This is a genomic window from Pseudarthrobacter sp. R1 (genome assembly GCF_024494415.1).
Lineage (GTDB): Bacteria > Actinomycetota > Actinomycetes > Actinomycetales > Micrococcaceae > Arthrobacter.
Genome location: NZ_JAMKFI010000011.1, coordinates 119,905 through 136,708 on the forward strand (window position 1 = coordinate 119,905; position 16,804 = coordinate 136,708).

A 16,804-nucleotide genomic window follows, 5' to 3' on the forward strand; every position below is an offset into this window, starting at 1 on the left:
ACGCCCAGACCTGCTGGTCCGAGGTGTCTTTCAGGCCCCGGTTGTGCAGGTAGCGGTTGGACTGGGCCTGGTAGATCGCGTTCATCGGCCCGATGCCCATCGAGACCGTGGGGAATTCCCAGAACGACGGCATCAGCCGCGGGTGCGGGTAGGAGGACAGGGCGTGGCCCTCGCGGGACTTTTCCTGCCGGAACCCGTCCAGGTCCTCCTCGGAGAGCCGGCCTTCCATAAACGCCCTCGCGTACATGCCGGGGGAGGCGTGGCCCTGGAAGAAGACCTGGTCACCGCCGCCGGGGTGGTCCTTACCGCGGAAGAAGTGGTTGAAGCCCACCTCGTACAGGGTCGCAGCGCCGGCGTAGGTGGAGATGTGCCCGCCCACGCCGATGTTCGGCCGCTGGGACCGGTGCACCATCACCGCGGCGTTCCACCGCATGTACGCCCGGTACCGGCGCTCGAACTCCTCGTTGCCCGGGAACTGCGCTTCCTGGTCCACCGGGATGGTGTTCACGTAATCGGTGGTGGTCACCATCGGCACCCCGACGCTCTGGTACCCTGTTCCCTGATCAACGAATCCAGGGACTCAACCCACTCGGCGGTCTCTTCCGGATCACGATCAGGCAGCTGGTTAGTCAACCCGCTGAGGATATGGGAGGTATCTTCTCCTGCAGCCACGGCAGCCTCTTTTCATCTTTGAATGCTGGCTTCATGTTTTCGTATTGTGAGAAAACATTATTGCTATACGAGATTAGCGAGACCGTGGGGGCGGGTCAACAGGAGCACCCGCGTACACTGCTCCGGGCCGTCGGGCTTCGTGATTGAACCAATTGTGACCGGGACGGCTCTCGGAGCTGCTTGACCATGCGTGATGCAGGTCATACTCTTATTTCACTATTCAATATCTTGATTCCGCAACGTGGAATAACAGAAACGGCCACCAGGGCCGGTCTCACCACCGCGGATCCTCCCAGAATTGAGACCCTTATGCAGACCCCTCCACCGGTGGGCGTTGACGCGGCTCCCGACCTGACAGCGCCGTCAGTCGCCCCCGCACACGCCTCCGTTACTGTTGAAGCCCTGTGCGAATCAGCCAGCACAGCATCCGGCCAGGCCATCAGCCCAACCCTCTACAACGCAGACCTTGCCCCAACCAAACGTGCCGGCCGAAGCTGGTCCGGCTACAGCATCTTCACCCTGTGGGCCAACGATGTCCACAGCCTCGGCAACTATGCCTTCGCCATCGGGCTGTTCGCTTTGGGGCTCGGCGGCTGGCAGATCCTTCTCGCCCTCGGCATCGGAGCGGCCCTGCTCTTCGGCCTCCTGAACCTTTCCGGCTTCATGGGCGTCAAAACCGGCGTTCCGTTCCCGGTCATGAGCCGGATCAGCTTCGGCATCCGCGGAGCCCAGATTGCCAGCCTGCTCCGCGGAGCCGTCGCCGTTGCCTGGTTCGGCATCCAGACCTACCTTGCGTCCGTGGTCTTCCGCGTGATGCTTGTGGCAATGTTCCCGTCCCTCGGCGCCCTGGACAAGGACTCCATTCTTGGGCTGTCCACCCTGGGCTGGATCGCCTTTGTCATCCTCTGGGTGGTCCAGCTGGTCATCGTCAGCTTCGGCATGGAGATGATCCGCAAGTACGAGGCCTTCGCCGGCCCGGTCATCCTGGCCACCATGGCAGCCATCGCCGTCTGGATCTTCATCGAAGCCGGCGGCGCCATAGCCTGGTCCTCGGACAACGCCCTCGAAGGGCCCGAGATGTGGCTGACCATCTTCGCCGGCGGTGCCCTGTGGGTCTCCATCTACGGCACGTTCGTCCTGAACTTCTGCGACTTCACCCGCTCCGCCGTTTCCAAGAAGGCTGTGGTCCGCGGAAACTTCTGGGGCATCCCCATCAACATGCTCGTTTTCGGCGCCATCGTTGTGGTCATGGCCGGCGGGCAGTTCAAAATCAATGGCACCATCATCGAAAGCCCCTCGGACATCGTCCAGACGATTCCCAACACGCTCTTCCTTGTGCTGGCTTGCCTCGCCCTGCTGATCCTGACCATCGCGGTCAACCTCATGGCCAACTTCGTGGCGCCTGTCTACGCCCTGACAAACCTGTTCCCCAAGCGGCTGAACTTCCGTAAGGCGGCCATCGTCAGCGCGGTCATCGGCCTGGTCATCCTGCCATGGAACCTCTACAACAACCCGCTGGTGATTGTGTACTTCCTGGGCGGCCTGGGTGCCTTGCTCGGCCCCCTGTTCGGCGTGGTGATGGCGGACTACTGGCTGATCCGGCGCGGTAAAGTCAACGTCCCCGAGTTGTACACCGCCTCCGAGGCCGGAACGTACTACTACCGGAACGGCGTCAACCCGAGGGCGATTATCGCCATGGTGCCGGCCGCCGTCGTCGCACTCCTTATTGCGTTCGTACCTGCACTTGCCTCGGCAGCACCCTTCGCGTGGTTCTTCGCCGCCGGCATCGCAGCGGTGGTGTATTTCTCCATCGCGGACCGGTCGCAGCGGCTGGAAGACCGCGACGGCGAGGCGATCGCCGTCGCCAGCACCCACTGAGCCAGCACCACCGAATAAGGAAACCCCAATGCGCATACTCGTTGCCAACGTCAACACCACCGAGTCCATGACCCGCTCCATCGCCGCGCAGGCACGCAGCATTGCGGCGCCCGGAACCGAAATCGTGGGGATAACGCCCCGCTTTGGTGCCGACTCCTGTGAAGGCAACTTCGAAAGCTACCTGGCAGCCATCGCCGTGATGGACGCGGTGACCCGCTACCCGGAGCCGTTCGACGCAGTCGTCCAGGCCGGTTATGGCGAGCACGGACGGGAGGGGCTGCAGGAGCTGCTGGACGTTCCGGTGGTGGACATCACCGAGGCCGCGGCCAGCACAGCGATGTTCCTGGGCCACAAGTACTCGGTGGTCACCACCCTGGACCGGACCGTCCCGCTCATCGAGGACCGGCTCAAGCTGGCGGGCCTGGACGCCCGCTGCGCCTCGGTCCGGGCCAGCGGTATGGCCGTCCTGGAACTGGAGGAGGAACCGGAGCGCGCGGTGGAAGCGATCATCAACCAGGCCATGCTGGCCGTAACCCAGGACAAAGCCGAGGTGATTGTGCTCGGGTGCGGCGGGATGGCCGGCCTGGATGAGCAGATCCGGCAGCGCGCGGGGGTGCCGGTGGTGGATGGTGTGGCGTCAGCCGTGGCGATTGCCGAATCCCTGGTCCGGATGCGGCTGTCCACATCCAAGGTCCGGACCTACGCTGCACCGCGGCCCAAAACCGTCATAGGCTGGCCGCTGAACAGCACGGACGTGCCGGCGTCAGTTTAGCCGCTCCCTTCAGGCATGGCGGCTTGATCGGCAGTACAGGAGAAGATTGTGAACCAACCCCAGCAGCCCGGGCGCGTCGCGGTGGTGACCGGAGCGGGTTCGGGAATCGGCCGGGCAGTGGCCCGCCTGCTCCTGGCCGATGGCTATGGCGTCGCCCTCGCCGGGCGGCGCGAGGCGCAACTTGTTGAGACAGCAGGCGGACACGAGCACGCGCTTCCGGTCACGTGCGACGTCACCCGGCCCGACGACGTCGAGCATCTTTTCGAGGCCGTCCGCCGGCGGTGGGGGCGGGTGGACCTGCTGTTCAACAACGCCGGGGTGTTCGGGCCGGCGGCGAGCGTGGATGAGATTTCGTTGGAGGACTGGGACGCCACGGTGGCGGTGAACCTCACCGGTTCCATGCTGTGCGCCGGGGCCGCAGTCCGGGCCATGAAGGCGCAGGAACCCCAGGGCGGACGGATCATCAACAACGGCTCCATCTCCGCCCACTCGCCCCGGCCCCGGACGGTGGCCTACGCCGTGACCAAGCACGCCATGACAGGCCTCACCAAAAGCATTGAGCTGGACGGGCGGGGCTTCGGGATCACGTGCGGGCAGATCGACATCGGCAACACGGCCACGGAGATCATGGACACCATCGGGGTGGGCGAGGGCGCGCTCCAAGCTGACGGCAGCCGCCGGATTGAACCCACTTTTCCTGTTGAGGATGCCGCCCGTGCGGTCCTGATGATGGCCAGCATGCCTCCAACGGCCAGTGTTGGGTCAGTGGTGGTGACGGCAGCGGGTATGCCCTTCATCGGCCGCGGCTGAGTATTTGGGCTAGAGCGGCAGCAGCGCAGAGAGGTCCGCGCGCAGGCCGGAGGCGGCCACCTTGCCGGCAGCGACTGCCTCCGCCCAGCTCAACCGGCCCGTCACCATCCCCAGCCAGGTGGCGGCGTCGCACTCGATGACGTTGGGCGGCGTTCCGCGGGTATGCCTCGGCCCCTCCACGCACTGCGTGACACCGAAGGGCGGGACCCGCACCTCCACGGAATTGCCCGGCGCCCGTGCAGTGACTTCCTCCAGCGTGTACCGTACAGCAGTGGCCAGGATGGCCCGTGGAACGGGAGCGTCCGACGGCGGCTCCGCGGCTTTCCGCCACGCCTCCACCGCTGCGGCGCCTTCTTGAACGTCGATGCGACGGCGGGCTACTGGCATGTTTCCGGCTTCTTTCACGTTGGGTTTCAGGGGCAAAGGCAATCAGGGTACCGCGGACGGTCGGAGGGACGGAATCGCGGCCGGGCCCCGGGTAGCATCGGTAGCAACATCGTCAGAACAGAACGGAGCTACCCGTGCAGCTCGGCGCATTTTCCGTCAGCCTCAACGTCAAGGACATCGAGGCCTCAGCGGCGTTCTACGAAAAACTCGGCTTCATCCGGTTCGCAGGCGAGATTTCCCAAAACTGGCTGATCCTGAAAAACGGCCAGGCCGTCGTCGGCCTCTTCCAGGGAATGCTGGAGAAGAATGCATTGACCTTCAACCCCGGATGGGGCCAGGACGCACAGCCGCTGGAGACCTTCACGGATGTGCGTGAGCTCCAGCGCGAACTTCAGGGCCAGGGCATTCCGTTCCTGGCGGAAGCTGAGGAAGGAACCACCGGGCCGGCGAGCTTCATCGTGGTTGATCCGGACGGCAATCCGGTGATCGTGGACCAGCACGTCTGAACCAGCGACTTCCGGTGAAGCGGCACTCAGTCCAGGAGCGCGGAAACTGCCGGGCCAAGACGGATCTGCCCCACCGGGCGGCCGCCGCCCAGCACCGGCTCCACCACTTTCTCGAGGACGCTCGCAACCCCCGGAATCTCCACCGCGCCCGCAGCCGCGAGAAGCGTCAGGGCCACCAGCGAGGTGGCCCGGACATTACCGTCCAATATTTTGACGGCCACGGAGACACCCTGCGGTGTGGCCATGGCGAGGACGCCTTCGGCACCGACCTTCGCGATGATCTCCAGCTCGTCCATCACCAGGGTGTTGGCCTCGCCACGGCCCTGCACCGCCCACGGGTAGTCAAGCATCGAGGTTGCGATAGTGGCGGCCCGGGCGTTGAAGCTCTGGTCGCCGGGCGCCTTGGCCAGCTGCGAAAAGCCGCGCGCCAGGCCTTTGAGTGACACTGCGGCCACGGGGGCTCCGCAGCCGTCGATTCCCAGGTGGGCGATCTTTTCGCCCGTGTACTCCTCGATGACCGTGCGGACCCGCTGCTGCAGGGGATGGTTGGGCTCGAGGTAGCTGTGCGTATCCCAGCCGTTCTCGGTGCATGCCCACAGGAAGGCCGCATGCTTGCCGGAACAGTTGAACGCCAGGCGCGATTTTCCGCGTTCGGAGCGCACCAGCCAGTTGCGTGCGGTTTCATCCTGGGGCCACGCTTCCGGGCACTGCAGCTGGTCCTCGCGCACGCCGGCCGCCTTGAGCATGCCGGACACCACGTCCATGTGGTCAAGTGAACCCACATGGCTCGCGCATGCCAGTGCCACCTGTGCTCCGCGGAGCGGCACGCCGGACTGCATCGAGGCCAGTGCCTGGAACGGTTTTAGCGCGGACCTGGCGAAGATTGGTGTGTTGATATCGCCAAGCTCCGTGACGACGGACCCGTCCGCCGCCAGCAGCACGGCCGAGCCGATGTGCCGGGACTCAACAAAGCCGCTGCGCTCGATCACGGCCAGTTCGACGGCGGAGTCCACGGTGAAGGTGGCGTGGGGATTATGCGGCATGTTGCCAGTCTAGGGGCCTGCTTCGCGGAAGCCGGGCTACTCCACGGTCACCATCACCGACTGCCAGCCGGAGGCGCCGTCGGGAACGGGGTCGGCCCGCTGGTCCGTCTGCACCTCGCCGGAGCCGTCGGTGGCGCGCACTTTGATGTAGTGAGGCCCGGGGGTGGCGTCCCATTCATAGGACCACTGGCGCCAGGTGATGAGGGACGCCTCGGCGGACAGGGCCGCCTCCACCCACTCTGCGTTGTCGATCTGGATCTCCACTTTGGTAATGCCGCGGGTTTGGGCCCAGGCAGTGCCGCCCACAGCAACTTTCCCGGCGGCAACTTTCGCGAAGGACTTGGGCACATCCACGCGCGCCATCGTCTTGATGGGCCCGCGCTCAGACCATCCGCGGTCGGTCCAGTAGGCCTTGCTGTCGGCGAACCTGGTCACTTCGAGGTCCACCACCCACTTGGTCGCAGAGACGAATCCGTAGAGGCCCGGCACCACCATGCGCACGGGGTAGCCGTGCTCGAGGGGTAGCGGCTCGTCGTTCATGCCGATGGCCAGGATGGCGTCCCGGTCGTCCTGGAGGACCTCGAGCGGGGTGGACGCGCTGAAGCCGTCAATGGAGGTGGAGAGCACCATGTCCGCACCATCCTTCGGCTTTGCCCGCTTCAACACCTCGCGGATGGGCAGGCCCAGCCATTTGGCGTTGCCGGCGAGGTTTCCGCCCACGGGATTGGAGACGCAAGTGAGCGTGACGTGCGATTCGATGAGGTCGGCGTCGAGCAGGTCCTGGAACGTAAGCCGGAACTCCTCCTCCACCAGCCCATGCACCCGGAGCTCCCATTCGTCCGCGTTGATTTCCGGGACGCTGAGGGCGGTGTCAATGCGGTAGAACTCGCCGTTGGGCGTCACCCACGGCGTGACGCCCGGCACCGGCGACTGGACGCCGGCTGGAACGGCGGCCGCCGCCTTTGCCGGCGTGGGAAGCTGCAGGGCCTCCCGCGCCTTGGCGATGTTGCTGCGTGCGGCACTCAGGAGGCGGCCACCCGTGGCGGCAATGCCCGCCGCGGCGGCAGTGATTCCGGCCGCGGCGAAGAAGCGACGGCGGCTTGCTCCCGGGCGGGATGTGTCGCCGGCAACGTCGGCGGGGGCTTCGGGCCAGGCTTTCGCCGTCCACAGCGGGGCGACCAGGAACCGCAGGGCCGCCAGGCCGGCCAGGGTCCCCAGCACGGACGGGATGGCGTCCACCGGGTTTACGCCTGCCCGGGTCACCACGCTGGCCACGATGACCGCACCCATAAACAGGACGCCCAGAACGCCCAGCGCCCAGCGGCGGTATGCCACCACGCCCAGCACGCAGGCGAGGACGGCAATGGTCAGTCCCATGCCCACAAAAAGGGCGGCTTTGTCATTGGTGCCGAACGTGGCGATCGCGAAGTCCTTCATCCACGGCGGCGTGAAATCAATGAAGGTGGACCCCAACGCGAGCACGGGTGTGGCCCGGGCAGTGAAAAACGCTCCCACCAGCTCAGCCACGGCAAGGACGACGGCAGCAGCCACCACGCCTGCCAGCGCAGCCAGGGCAGGGGGACCTTTGAGCCAGTTCAGGAGCTTTTTCATAACAATGCTTCGTAGCGGACCGCCCCAGGGATTGTTTTACCGCGGCTGACACAGCTTAGGAGGGGGCAGGGTGCACAAAGTACCCTTGGAGACTGTGAAGGTACTCGTCATCGGCCCCGGAGGCCGCGAACACGCCATTGTCCGCTCCCTGCTCGCCGACCCCAACGTGTCCGAGGTCCATGCAGCTCCCGGCAATGCCGGCATCAGCAAGCTGGTCCCCACCCACAAGATCAACGGCAATGATCCCGACGCCGTAGCCGCCCTGGCCACCAAGCTCACCGTGGACCTCGTGGTGGTGGGCCCGGAGGCGCCGCTCGCAGCGGGCGTTTCCAACGCCGTCCGCGCAGCAGGGATCCCGGTGTTTGGCCCCAGCAAAGCGGCCGCCCAGCTCGAAGCCTCCAAGGCATTCGCCAAGGAAATCATGGCCGAGGCCGGTGTACCCACGGCCATGGCCATGGTGGCCACCAACGCCGACGAAGCCGCCTCAGCCCTGGACACCTTCGGTGCGCCCTATGTGGTGAAGGACGACGGACTCGCCGCCGGCAAGGGGGTGGTGGTCACCAGGAACCGCGACGAAGCCCTGGCCCATGCACAGTCCTGCTTTGACGCCGGGGGCTCGGTGGTGATCGAGGAGTTCCTGGACGGCCCCGAGGTTTCCGTCTTTGTCCTCTGCGACGGCCAGAACACCGTGCCCCTCTCACCGGCCCAGGACTTCAAGCGCATCTTCGACAACGACGAAGGACCCAACACCGGCGGCATGGGCGCTTACACCCCGCTGGAATGGGCGCCCGAAGGCCTTGTCCAGGAAGTCATTGACCGGGTGGCCCAGCCCACCGTCAACGAAATGGCCCGCCGCGGAACCCCCTTTGTAGGCGTACTGTTCGTGGGGCTGGCGCTGACCTCGCGCGGCACCCGCGTCATCGAATTCAACGTCCGCTTCGGGGACCCGGAAACCCAGGCCGTGCTGGCCCGGCTCAAGACGCCCCTCGGTGCCCTGCTCCTGGCAGCCGCCAAGGGCGAACTGGACAAGGCAGAAGAGCTGCGGTGGGCGAAGGAAACGGCAGTCGCCGTCGTCGTCGCGTCCGAAAACTACCCTGACACTCCGCGCACCGGCGACCGCATCCGCGGGCTGAAAAAGGTGGAGGAGCTGGAGGGCGTGCACGTGATCCACGCCGGCACCTCCTTTGACGAGTACGGCAAGGTGGTTTCCGCCGGTGGCCGCGTGCTCGCGGTTGTCGCGCTCGGCAGCGACCTGGTGGAGGCACGCGAAAAAGCGTACGACGGCGTGGAGCTGGTTCAGCTGGAAGGCTCGCAGTTCCGCAGTGACATCGGCGGCAAGGCTGCCCGTGGCGAGATCAAGGTCCCGTCCGCATCCACCAGTTCCCTGCCTGTGACGAAAGCGAAGGCCTAGCATGAGCGACATTCCTGCAGCGCGCGGTTTCAATGCCCGGACCTTGGACCTGCCGGGGTGGACGCACGTCTACTCCGGCAAGGTCCGTGACCTGTACGAACCGGCCGACGAGTCCATCCTCCGGCGCGTTGGCCAGGACTGCGTGCTGGTGGTGGCCAGTGACCGCATCAGCGCGTTCGACCATGTCCTCGCGAGCGAGATCCCCGACAAGGGACGCATCCTCACGCAGCTGAGCCTGTGGTGGTTTGACCAGCTGGATGTGGAGCACCACGTGCTTGGTTCCACGGTGGAGGACGGCGTGCCCGAGGCCGTCGAAGGCCGCGCAATGATCTGCAAGAAGCTGGACATGTTTCCCGTGGAGTGCATCGCCCGCGGCTACCTTACGGGCTCCGGGCTGCAGGAGTACCGTTCGTCCGGAACGGTATGCAGCATTCCGCTGCCCGAGGGCCTGGTGGACGGCTCCCGGCTGGAGCAGGCCATCTTCACCCCGTCGGCCAAGGCGGAAGTGGGCGAGCATGACGAAAACATTACCTACGACGCCGTCGTGGCTATGGTTGGTGACGATATCGCTGCCCGGTTGAGCGACCTCACCCTGCAGATCTATACGACGGCGGAGGCGGTTGCCCGGGAGCGCGGCATCATCCTGGCCGACACCAAGGTGGAGTTTGGCTACGATCCCGTCTCTGGCTCCATCACCTTGGGTGATGAGGTCCTGACCCCGGATTCCTCCCGGTTCTGGGACGCCGCCACTTACCAGCCGGGACGGGCACAGCCTTCCTATGACAAGCAGTACGTCCGGGACTGGCTGACATCGGCCGAATCGGGGTGGGACAAGGCTTCCGATACGCCTCCGCCGGCGCTTCCGGAAGAGGTCATCGCACGTACCCGCAGCCGCTACGTTGAGGCCTACGAGAAACTGACCGGAAAAACCTTCGCCTGATACCGTCGCTGCCGGAGCCCCAGCTGCTCCCGGCGAACGGTGTGCTGCCTAACTGGCCGCGGTGGCAGCCGCTGCCCGCTTTTTGGCCAGTTTAATTTCCAGGACCGCGTCCAGTGCCTGCTGGACGCGGTCTGCCGCTCCTGCCGCACTGAAGGCCTTCTGGGCTTCCTCGAGGTACACCAGGGCTTCGTCCGACTCGCCGGCCGCCTTCAGCGACTTGCCCAGGAGGAGGGAAACTTCTCCTGCCGTGTGCTTGGCGAGGGCGTCGCGCTCGGCGTGGATTTCCCGGAGCTTCTCGACGGCGGCAACAATATCGCCGGTGAGGTACAGCCAGCGGGCGCGGATAAAGGCGACCTCCAGCTCATCGCTCTTGGTTCCACTGACGATGGAAAAGGCAAGCTCAGCCCGCTCGATGGACGACAGCGTTTCAGGCTCCACTATTCCGGACGACAGCCGTACCGCTGCGGAAGCCTTGTTGAAACGGGCCCACAACTCGATATCGTTCGCCGGTGACAGCAGTTTCGCGGCCCGTTCGTGGTGCTTGACGCCTTCGACATAATCGTGCCGCATGAACGCCACGTTCCCGATGACCCAGGCCACCTCGCCGGCAAGCTGGGACATGGCGTCCTCATCTACCTGCGCGAGCAATTCCTGGCAATATTTCCAGGCTTCATCCAGGCGGCCGCTTTCAGCCAACGCGCCGATCAGCGCCCGCAGTGCTCCGACAGTAATGATTGAGCCCTTGGGCAACTGCGCGGCGAAGGCGACGGCTTCCAGTGCATGGTCCACGGCAACCGTGAGCTGGCCCTGGCGCTGGTAGACGACGGCGAGCATCTGGCGGGCACGCGCGCCCAAACCCACCGACTCCTTTGCCATCGGGTGTTCGAGCAGCCTTTCCACCAGCTGCCTGCATTCAAGCAGGTCGCCATGCTTCAGCAGGCACTCGGCCTGCATGTAACTCATGTTCCACCAGGCGCTGGTGTTTCTGCCGTCCAATGCTATTTGTGCAGCTGCAGCAGCATGGCTTGCGGCGAGCGGGTAATCCCGCAGGTCCCAGGCCTGGCGGGCGTACAGGCCGGCCAGAACGTATTCAGCGTCGCTGAGGGTGATCGGCTGGCTCCAGGCCTCCAACGCCTTGGGCGCAAGTTCCAGCCTGCGTGCCAGTTCTTCAATGACCTCCGCTGTTGGCTCTCTACGGCCCGTTTCCAGTAGAGAAATGTAGCTGGGTGAATACAGGTCCTTGCCCAGTTCAGCCTGTGTTAGCCCCCGTTCGAGTCGCTCCGCCCGGAGCTTCTCCCCGAATCCGTTGCCCACGGGGTTCCTCCTTTCTGCACAGGTTTCCGTTTAGCGCTTGACAGCCCCTGTGGAAAACATTTTACAATGTATGTCAACAAGGACAGTGCTGGCTTTGTAACGAATCCGACTCGTATTGAGGAACATATATGTTGAAGAAGATTGCAGCGGCAGCCGCGCTGGCTGGGGCCTTGGCGTTTTCTGCGGCGGCTCCGGCCGTCTTGTCTGCAGGTTCCATCGCCGACACAGGACAGGTCTCTGTAGCGAGGACCGGGAACTGGCCGGATCCTGTATCTCAGCCGGTCAAGGAGAAGAAGTCCGGCAGCACTGGCACAGGCTACACCGCCTACACGGGCAACTGGCCTGACCCGGTTTAGTAGCTTCCTCAACTAGGGAGGCGGGGGTGGGCCCCGGAGCATTTGCTCCGGGGCCTTTCCTTTTCTGTAAAGCCCATCCGGTCAGGTTGCCGGGAATGCTGCCGGGAATGCAAAAAGAGGGCCTCCGTAAGGAGACCCTCTTTTTGTTTGGTCGGGATGACAGGATTTGAACCTGCGACCTCTTCGTCCCGAACGAAGCGCGCTACCAAGCTGCGCTACATCCCGATCCGCTGCAAAAGCAACTTTACAAGAATAGCCGATACCGGTGCCTGATGCGAAATCCGCCGTCAGGGCGGGCGGTCAGACCAGCGAGTCCTTCCATGCCCCGTGCAGGTCGGCGAAGCGTCCGCCGCCACCGATCAGATCTGCGGGCGACCCGTCCTCCACTATGCGGCCGTCGTGAACCACCAGCACCCGGTCCGCCGTCTCTACGGTGGACAACCGGTGGGCAATGATCAGGGCGGTCCTGCGGGCAGCGTCCGTGCCCGCCAGCAGCCGGGCAAGGCCGCTCTGCACCAGCCTTTCCGAGTGGATGTCCAGTGAGGATGTTGCCTCGTCCAGGATCAGCACGGCCGGGCGGGCCAGGAACGCCCGGGCAAAGCTGATGAGCTGCCGTTGCCCTGATGACACCCTGCCGCCGCGCTTGTTGACGTCCGTGTCATAGCCTTCAGGGAGGTCAAGGATGAATTCGTGTGCTCCCACGGCCTTGGCCGCTTCCTCGATTTCGGCACGTGACGCTTCCGGCCGGCCCAGGGCGATGTTGTCTGCAACGGAGCCGCTGAACAGGAAGGCCTCCTGGGTGACCATCACGACGTTTCGCCTCAGGTCCGTGGTGCTGAGGTTGCGCAGGTCCACTTCGTCCAGCGTTAGGGAGCCGGAAGAAACATCGTAGAAGCGGGCTATCAGCTTGGCCAGGGTGGATTTTCCGGCGCCGGTCTGGCCCACCAGGGCAACGGTCTGGCCCGCAGGGATGTGCAGGTTCAGGGTGGGGACGATGACCGGGCCATCGCCGTAGCGGAATTCCACGTCCTTGAAGTCGATCGAGCCCTTGGCGTTCTTCAGGGCGACAGGATTCTTGGGTGGCCGCACTGTTGGGACTTCCTCCAGGAGGCCGGACACCTTTTCCAGCGCTGCCTGGGCACTCTGGAAGGAGTTGTAGAACATCGCCATCTGGTCCACCGGCTGGAAGAACCTCTTGGTGGAAAGGATGAGGGCCAGCAGCACACCCACCGCAAGATCGCCCGTGAGGACACGGAATCCGCCGAAAAGCAGGACCACGGCAACGCAGACGTTGCCGATCAGCACCAGCCCCGGTTGGAAGATCCCGTTGAGGTTGATGGACCGGACGGTGACCAGCCTGTAGTCCTCCGCGAGCTTCCCGTAACGTTCGGCGTTTTCGCGTTCTTTGCGGAAGGCCTTCACTGCCCGGATCCCGGTCATCGTCTCCACGAAGTGCACGATCAGCCGGGCAGACACCACCCGCGACTCCCGGAAGGCGATCTGGGAGTGCTTTTGGTACCAGCGGGCCAGGAAGTACATGGGCACGCCTGCGGCAAGCACCAGCAGGCCACTGCGCCAGTCCAGGGCGAACACCGTTATTGCGGTGAAAATCATGAACAGCAGGCCGGACGTCAAAGAGCTGACGCCGGAATCCAGGAGCTCGCGGAGAGCCTCCAGGTCTGAGGTCTGCCGGGCAATAATCCGGCCGGATGTGTACTTTTCGTGGAACTCAAGGCTCAACCGCTGGGTGTGCCGGAAAACCCGAAGGCGCAGGTCCAGCAGCATGGCCTGGCTCAACTTCGCAGTGGAGGTCACGTACAGGGCGGTGAGTCCCGCCGTCGCGATGGCCGCCAGCAGATAGGCGACGCCGGTGAGCACCAGGGGCAGATTGTCTCCGGCCTGCAGGGCGGGCAGCGCGTTGTCGATGCCGAAGGCGATCAGCGCCGGGCCGGCCACCCGGGCGGCCTGGGAGAGGACCACCGTGGCTATCGTCAGCCAGAACCGCAGCCGGACAGGCCGGATGAGGGAGCGCAGCAGTGCCAGCGACCGGCGTCGTACGGCCCTGCTGTCGCTCTTGCTGAGGTGCGCGTTGTCTTCGTTGGCGGTGCCGAACGTTGCAGTGCTCATCGGGTGACTTCCTCTGCCTGGATACCCGCTTCTTTGAGCTCCGACAGCTCGGAGTCCAGGTCCCGTGGTTCCTGGTCAAGGCTGGCGATGACGTAGCGGTAATGGTCGTTGCCGGCCAGCAGTTCCGTGTGGGTTCCGACGGCGGTGATGCGGCCGTCCTCCAGCAGCGCCACCCGGTCAGCCAAAGCAACTGTGGACGGCCGGTGGGCCACGATCAGCGTGGTGGTGTCCTTCAGCACGGCGCGGAGCCGCGTTTCCACGAGTTCCTCGGTGTGGACGTCCAGGGCGGACAGCGGGTCATCCAGCACCAGCACTTTCGGGCGTGCGGCAATGGCCCGGGCCAGGGCGATGCGCTGCCGCTGCCCGCCGGACAGGCTGAGGCCTTCCTCGCCGATGAGGGTGTCCAGGCCCTCGGGCAGGGAGTACGCAAAGTGCGCCTGTGCCACGTCCAGGGCCTCCTCGAGGACGGCATCAGTGCGGACCGGGGCCCCGAGCAGGACGTTGTCGCGCACCGAATTGGAGAACAGCGTGGTGTCCTCGAAGGCGACTGCCACGATGCGGCGGAGCTCCTCCACGGCAAAGTCCCGCAGGTCCACGCCGTCGATGGTGATGGAGCCGTCCGTGACGTCGTAGAGGCGCGGCACGAGCTGGATCAGGGCGCTCTTGCCGCTTCCGGTGATTCCCACCAGGGCCATCGTTTCGCCGGGGCGGAGGTCGAGGTTGATCTCCTTCAGGATTGGCTTGTCCGGAGCGTCCTCGAAGGCGAAGGTGGCGTTGTTGAAGCGGAGAGCACCGCTGATGTGGGCGGGCAAGCGCGGCTCAGGCGGACTTGTGATGCTGTTGGCAGAATCCATCACTTCGAAGTGGCGGTCGACGGCGGTTTTGGCCGTGAGTGCCATGGCCAGCAGCATGCCGGAGAACTCAACGGGGGAGGCGATGACGGCTGCGGTGGCAAAGAAGGCCACCAGCGCGCCGATGCTCAGCTGGCTGCTGGCGCACAGCATCACGCCCACAACGAGTCCCGCGCCCAGGGCGAGCTCCGGCAGCAGGGTGACCACCATGGTGAAGGTTGCCTGCTGGCGTGCCTTGTCGATCTCCGTCTGGCGCAGTTCCTCGGCTTGTTCCTCAAAGTTTTCGAGGGCTTCCCGGCTGCGGCCAAAAGCCTTGAGGACGCGGATGCCGTGGACGGATTCCTCCACGGTGGTGGCAAGGTCGCCCGCCTGGTCCTGGCTGCGCCGGGCAACCCTACTGAAGCGGGTCCGAAACCGGAAACTGTAGGCCATGATGGGCAGGGCGGCGGCCAGGAAGATGAGGGCCAGTTGCCAGCTCATGGCGAACATCACGCCAATGCCGATGATCACCGTGAGGGTGGTGACCACCAGCATGATGGCGCCGAAGGCCATCCAGCGGCGCAGGAAGTTCAGGTCCGTCATGGCGCGGGAGAGGAGCTGGCCGGATCCCCACCGGTCATGGAACGAGACCGTCAGGTCCTGCAGGTGGTCATACAGCGAAATCCGCATCCCCGTCTCCACAGAGGTGGCCGGATTGATAACGAACTGCCGGCGGAGAGCCACCAGTCCGGCCTCAGCCACACCCAGCACAAGGATGAGGCCGGCCGAGATCCACACCGCTTCAGTGGTTCCCCCCGGCCCAAGCGATTCATTGATCAGCACCCGGAGGACCTGGGGGATGGCCAGGGCAACAACGCTGGCCAGGAGTGCGCACAGAAGTCCCAGGAGAAGCCGGGGGATGATCGGCCTGACATGGGGGTAGAGACGGCTGATGGATCGAAAAAATGGAGTTTGCTTGGCCATGCCCGCTTCTCAAGCTCTAAAACGAATGTAGTTTCCCGTAGCAACTACCCTATGCCATGGCGTGAGCCGATTCACAGGCTTCCGGACCGCATTCGAAGCTGGGCCAGTTATTGCTTTTCGCAATGCTTTCCGCGCCTAAGCCATCCCGTTGCGCCATCAGTCCCCGTTCGCAAAACTGCGTACCGAAACGGGATGTAATTGCGCAGCGGAGTCAGTTGGGCGAGATGAGGGTGAGCAGGACTGCTTCCGGCCTGCACGCGATGCGGACCGGGGCGAAGCGGGAGGTGCCGATGCCGCCGGAGATGTTGACCGGCGTCGTACTGCCGTTGCTTTGCCAGTCATTAAGCCCCTTGGCCCGCCACGTGGGGAGGTCGCAGTTGGACACGAGGGCGCCGTAGCCGGGAAGGCACAACTGGCCGCCGTGGGTGTGGCCCGCGAGCAGGAGGTCGGCGCCGTCCTCGGTGAAGTGGTCCAACACGCGCTGGTAGGGAGCGTGGATGACGGCGACCTTTAAGTGGGGGGTGGCGTTCTGGTTGATGGTGCCACGGGGCCAACCCGCGTAGCGTTCGCGGTTCAAGTGCGGATCGTCCACGCCGGAAAAGTCGAAGCGGATCCCTTTCAGGACCACCGACTGGTGGCGGTTGGTCAGGTCCACCCAGCCGCTCATGCCGAAGCCCGAACGCAGCCGCGGCCAGTCCAGCACCGTGGGTTTGGGCTTGGCCTTGGAGGGTCCCAGCAAGTAGGAAGCCGGGTTTTTCAAACTCGGCGCGAAGTAGTCATTGGAGCCCGGGACAAACACGCCGGGGAACTCCAGAAGGGGGCGGAGAGCCTGCAGGAGCGGGTCCACAGCCTTCGCGTGACTGAGGTTGTCGCCGGTATTGACCACCAGGTCCGGCTCAAGACCGGCCAGGGACTCCAGCCAGGCAGCCTTCTTTTTCTGGCCCGGGACAAAATGGATGTCGCTCAGGTGCAGGATGCGGAACGGTGCCTGCCCGGGCGGCAGGATGTCCAGCGTTTCTTCGCGGAGGACAAACTGGTTCTTCTCCCACAGGCCATAACCGAAAGCGGCCATACCCGCCGCGGTCCCGGCTCCGGCGGTGACGGCAAAGCCGCGCCCGATGGTTCGGGCGCGGCTGGCCAATGCACTGGTTGAGAACATGCGG

At 64.8% G+C, this 16,804-nt stretch carries 14 protein-coding genes, 1 tRNA gene and 1 pseudogene; 7 read left to right on the forward strand and 9 right to left on the reverse strand.

The window, feature by feature from the left end:
- Positions 1-672, reverse strand: a pseudogene (locus tag M8J71_RS21540) (pyruvate dehydrogenase (acetyl-transferring), homodimeric type); the annotation flags it as partial.
- 309 nt (positions 673-981) lie between these two features.
- Here M8J71_RS21540 and M8J71_RS21545 point away from each other — a divergent pair.
- Genes M8J71_RS21545 through M8J71_RS21555 form a run of 3 tightly spaced genes read left to right on the forward strand, consistent with a single transcriptional unit; the run spans position 982 to position 4,132 of the window.
- A complete protein-coding gene (locus M8J71_RS21545; protein WP_256249892.1) occupies positions 982-2,550 on the forward strand; it encodes an NCS1 family nucleobase:cation symporter-1 in 1,569 nt (522 codons plus the stop codon).
- 28 nt (positions 2,551-2,578) lie between these two features.
- Entirely contained in the window at positions 2,579-3,322 is a 744-nt protein-coding gene (locus M8J71_RS21550) for an aspartate/glutamate racemase family protein (RefSeq protein ID WP_256249893.1), read from the forward strand.
- Between the two features lie 48 nt (positions 3,323-3,370).
- Positions 3,371-4,132 (forward strand): SDR family oxidoreductase, encoded by a 762-nt coding sequence (locus tag M8J71_RS21555; RefSeq protein ID WP_256249894.1) that lies wholly within the window; start codon positions 3,371-3,373, stop codon positions 4,130-4,132.
- A 9-nt stretch (positions 4,133-4,141) separates the two neighbouring features.
- Here the strand turns inward: M8J71_RS21555 and M8J71_RS21560 are convergent, their stop codons facing one another.
- Entirely contained in the window at positions 4,142-4,519 is a 378-nt protein-coding gene (locus M8J71_RS21560) for a sterol carrier family protein (protein WP_256249895.1), read from the reverse strand.
- Positions 4,520-4,653: 134 nt separating this feature from the next.
- On the opposite strand from M8J71_RS21560, the gene M8J71_RS21565 reads away from it, so the two are divergent.
- Positions 4,654-5,025, forward strand: a complete 372-nt coding sequence (locus M8J71_RS21565; RefSeq protein WP_256249898.1) for a VOC family protein — start codon at positions 4,654-4,656, stop codon at positions 5,023-5,025.
- 26 nt (positions 5,026-5,051) lie between these two features.
- Here M8J71_RS21565 and M8J71_RS21570 read toward each other — a convergent pair whose 3' ends face one another.
- On the reverse strand, positions 5,052-6,068 hold the full coding sequence (locus M8J71_RS21570; protein ID WP_256249899.1) for an asparaginase: 1,017 nt from the start codon (positions 6,066-6,068) through the stop codon (positions 5,052-5,054).
- 36 nt (positions 6,069-6,104) lie between these two features.
- Entirely contained in the window at positions 6,105-7,679 is a 1,575-nt protein-coding gene (locus M8J71_RS21575) for a molybdopterin-dependent oxidoreductase (RefSeq protein WP_256249900.1), read from the reverse strand.
- A 94-nt stretch (positions 7,680-7,773) separates the two neighbouring features.
- On the opposite strand from M8J71_RS21575, the gene purD reads away from it, so the two are divergent.
- Together purD and M8J71_RS21585 are read left to right on the forward strand one after the other, a co-directional pair.
- Entirely contained in the window at positions 7,774-9,090 is a 1,317-nt protein-coding gene (gene purD / locus M8J71_RS21580; RefSeq protein WP_256250096.1) for a phosphoribosylamine--glycine ligase, read from the forward strand.
- A 1-nt stretch (position 9,091) separates the two neighbouring features.
- Positions 9,092-10,030 carry a phosphoribosylaminoimidazolesuccinocarboxamide synthase gene (locus tag M8J71_RS21585; RefSeq protein WP_256249901.1) on the forward strand — a complete coding sequence of 313 codons (939 nt, stop codon included), beginning with the start codon at positions 9,092-9,094 and terminating at the stop codon, positions 10,028-10,030.
- Positions 10,031-10,078: 48 nt separating this feature from the next.
- Here the strand turns inward: M8J71_RS21585 and M8J71_RS21590 are convergent, their stop codons facing one another.
- The gene (locus tag M8J71_RS21590; protein ID WP_256249902.1) at positions 10,079-11,344 is read right to left on the reverse strand and encodes a helix-turn-helix domain-containing protein; all 1,266 of its coding nucleotides are present in this window, start codon (positions 11,342-11,344) and stop codon (positions 10,079-10,081) included.
- Positions 11,345-11,472: 128 nt separating this feature from the next.
- Between M8J71_RS21590 and M8J71_RS21595 the strand changes: the two genes are divergently transcribed.
- Positions 11,473-11,700, forward strand: coding sequence for a hypothetical protein (locus tag M8J71_RS21595; protein ID WP_256249904.1), 228 nt, complete (start codon positions 11,473-11,475; stop codon positions 11,698-11,700).
- 148 nt (positions 11,701-11,848) lie between these two features.
- Here M8J71_RS21595 and M8J71_RS21600 read toward each other — a convergent pair.
- The 4 genes from M8J71_RS21600 to M8J71_RS21615 form a co-directional block, all read right to left on the reverse strand.
- Positions 11,849-11,925: transfer RNA gene (locus M8J71_RS21600), tRNA-Pro, on the reverse strand.
- Positions 11,926-12,000: 75 nt separating this feature from the next.
- Complete coding sequence (locus tag M8J71_RS21605; protein ID WP_256249905.1) at positions 12,001-13,827, reverse strand: ABC transporter ATP-binding protein; 1,827 nt, start codon at positions 13,825-13,827, stop codon at positions 12,001-12,003.
- Entirely contained in the window at positions 13,824-15,641 is a 1,818-nt protein-coding gene (locus M8J71_RS21610) for an ABC transporter ATP-binding protein (RefSeq protein WP_256249906.1), read from the reverse strand. Before M8J71_RS21610 ends, M8J71_RS21605 begins: the two co-directional genes overlap by 4 nt.
- Before the next feature lie 211 nt (positions 15,642-15,852).
- Positions 15,853-16,800 carry a metallophosphoesterase gene (locus M8J71_RS21615; RefSeq protein WP_256249907.1) on the reverse strand — a complete coding sequence of 316 codons (948 nt, stop codon included), beginning with the start codon at positions 16,798-16,800 and terminating at the stop codon, positions 15,853-15,855.
- Positions 16,801-16,804 lie beyond the last annotated feature (4 nt).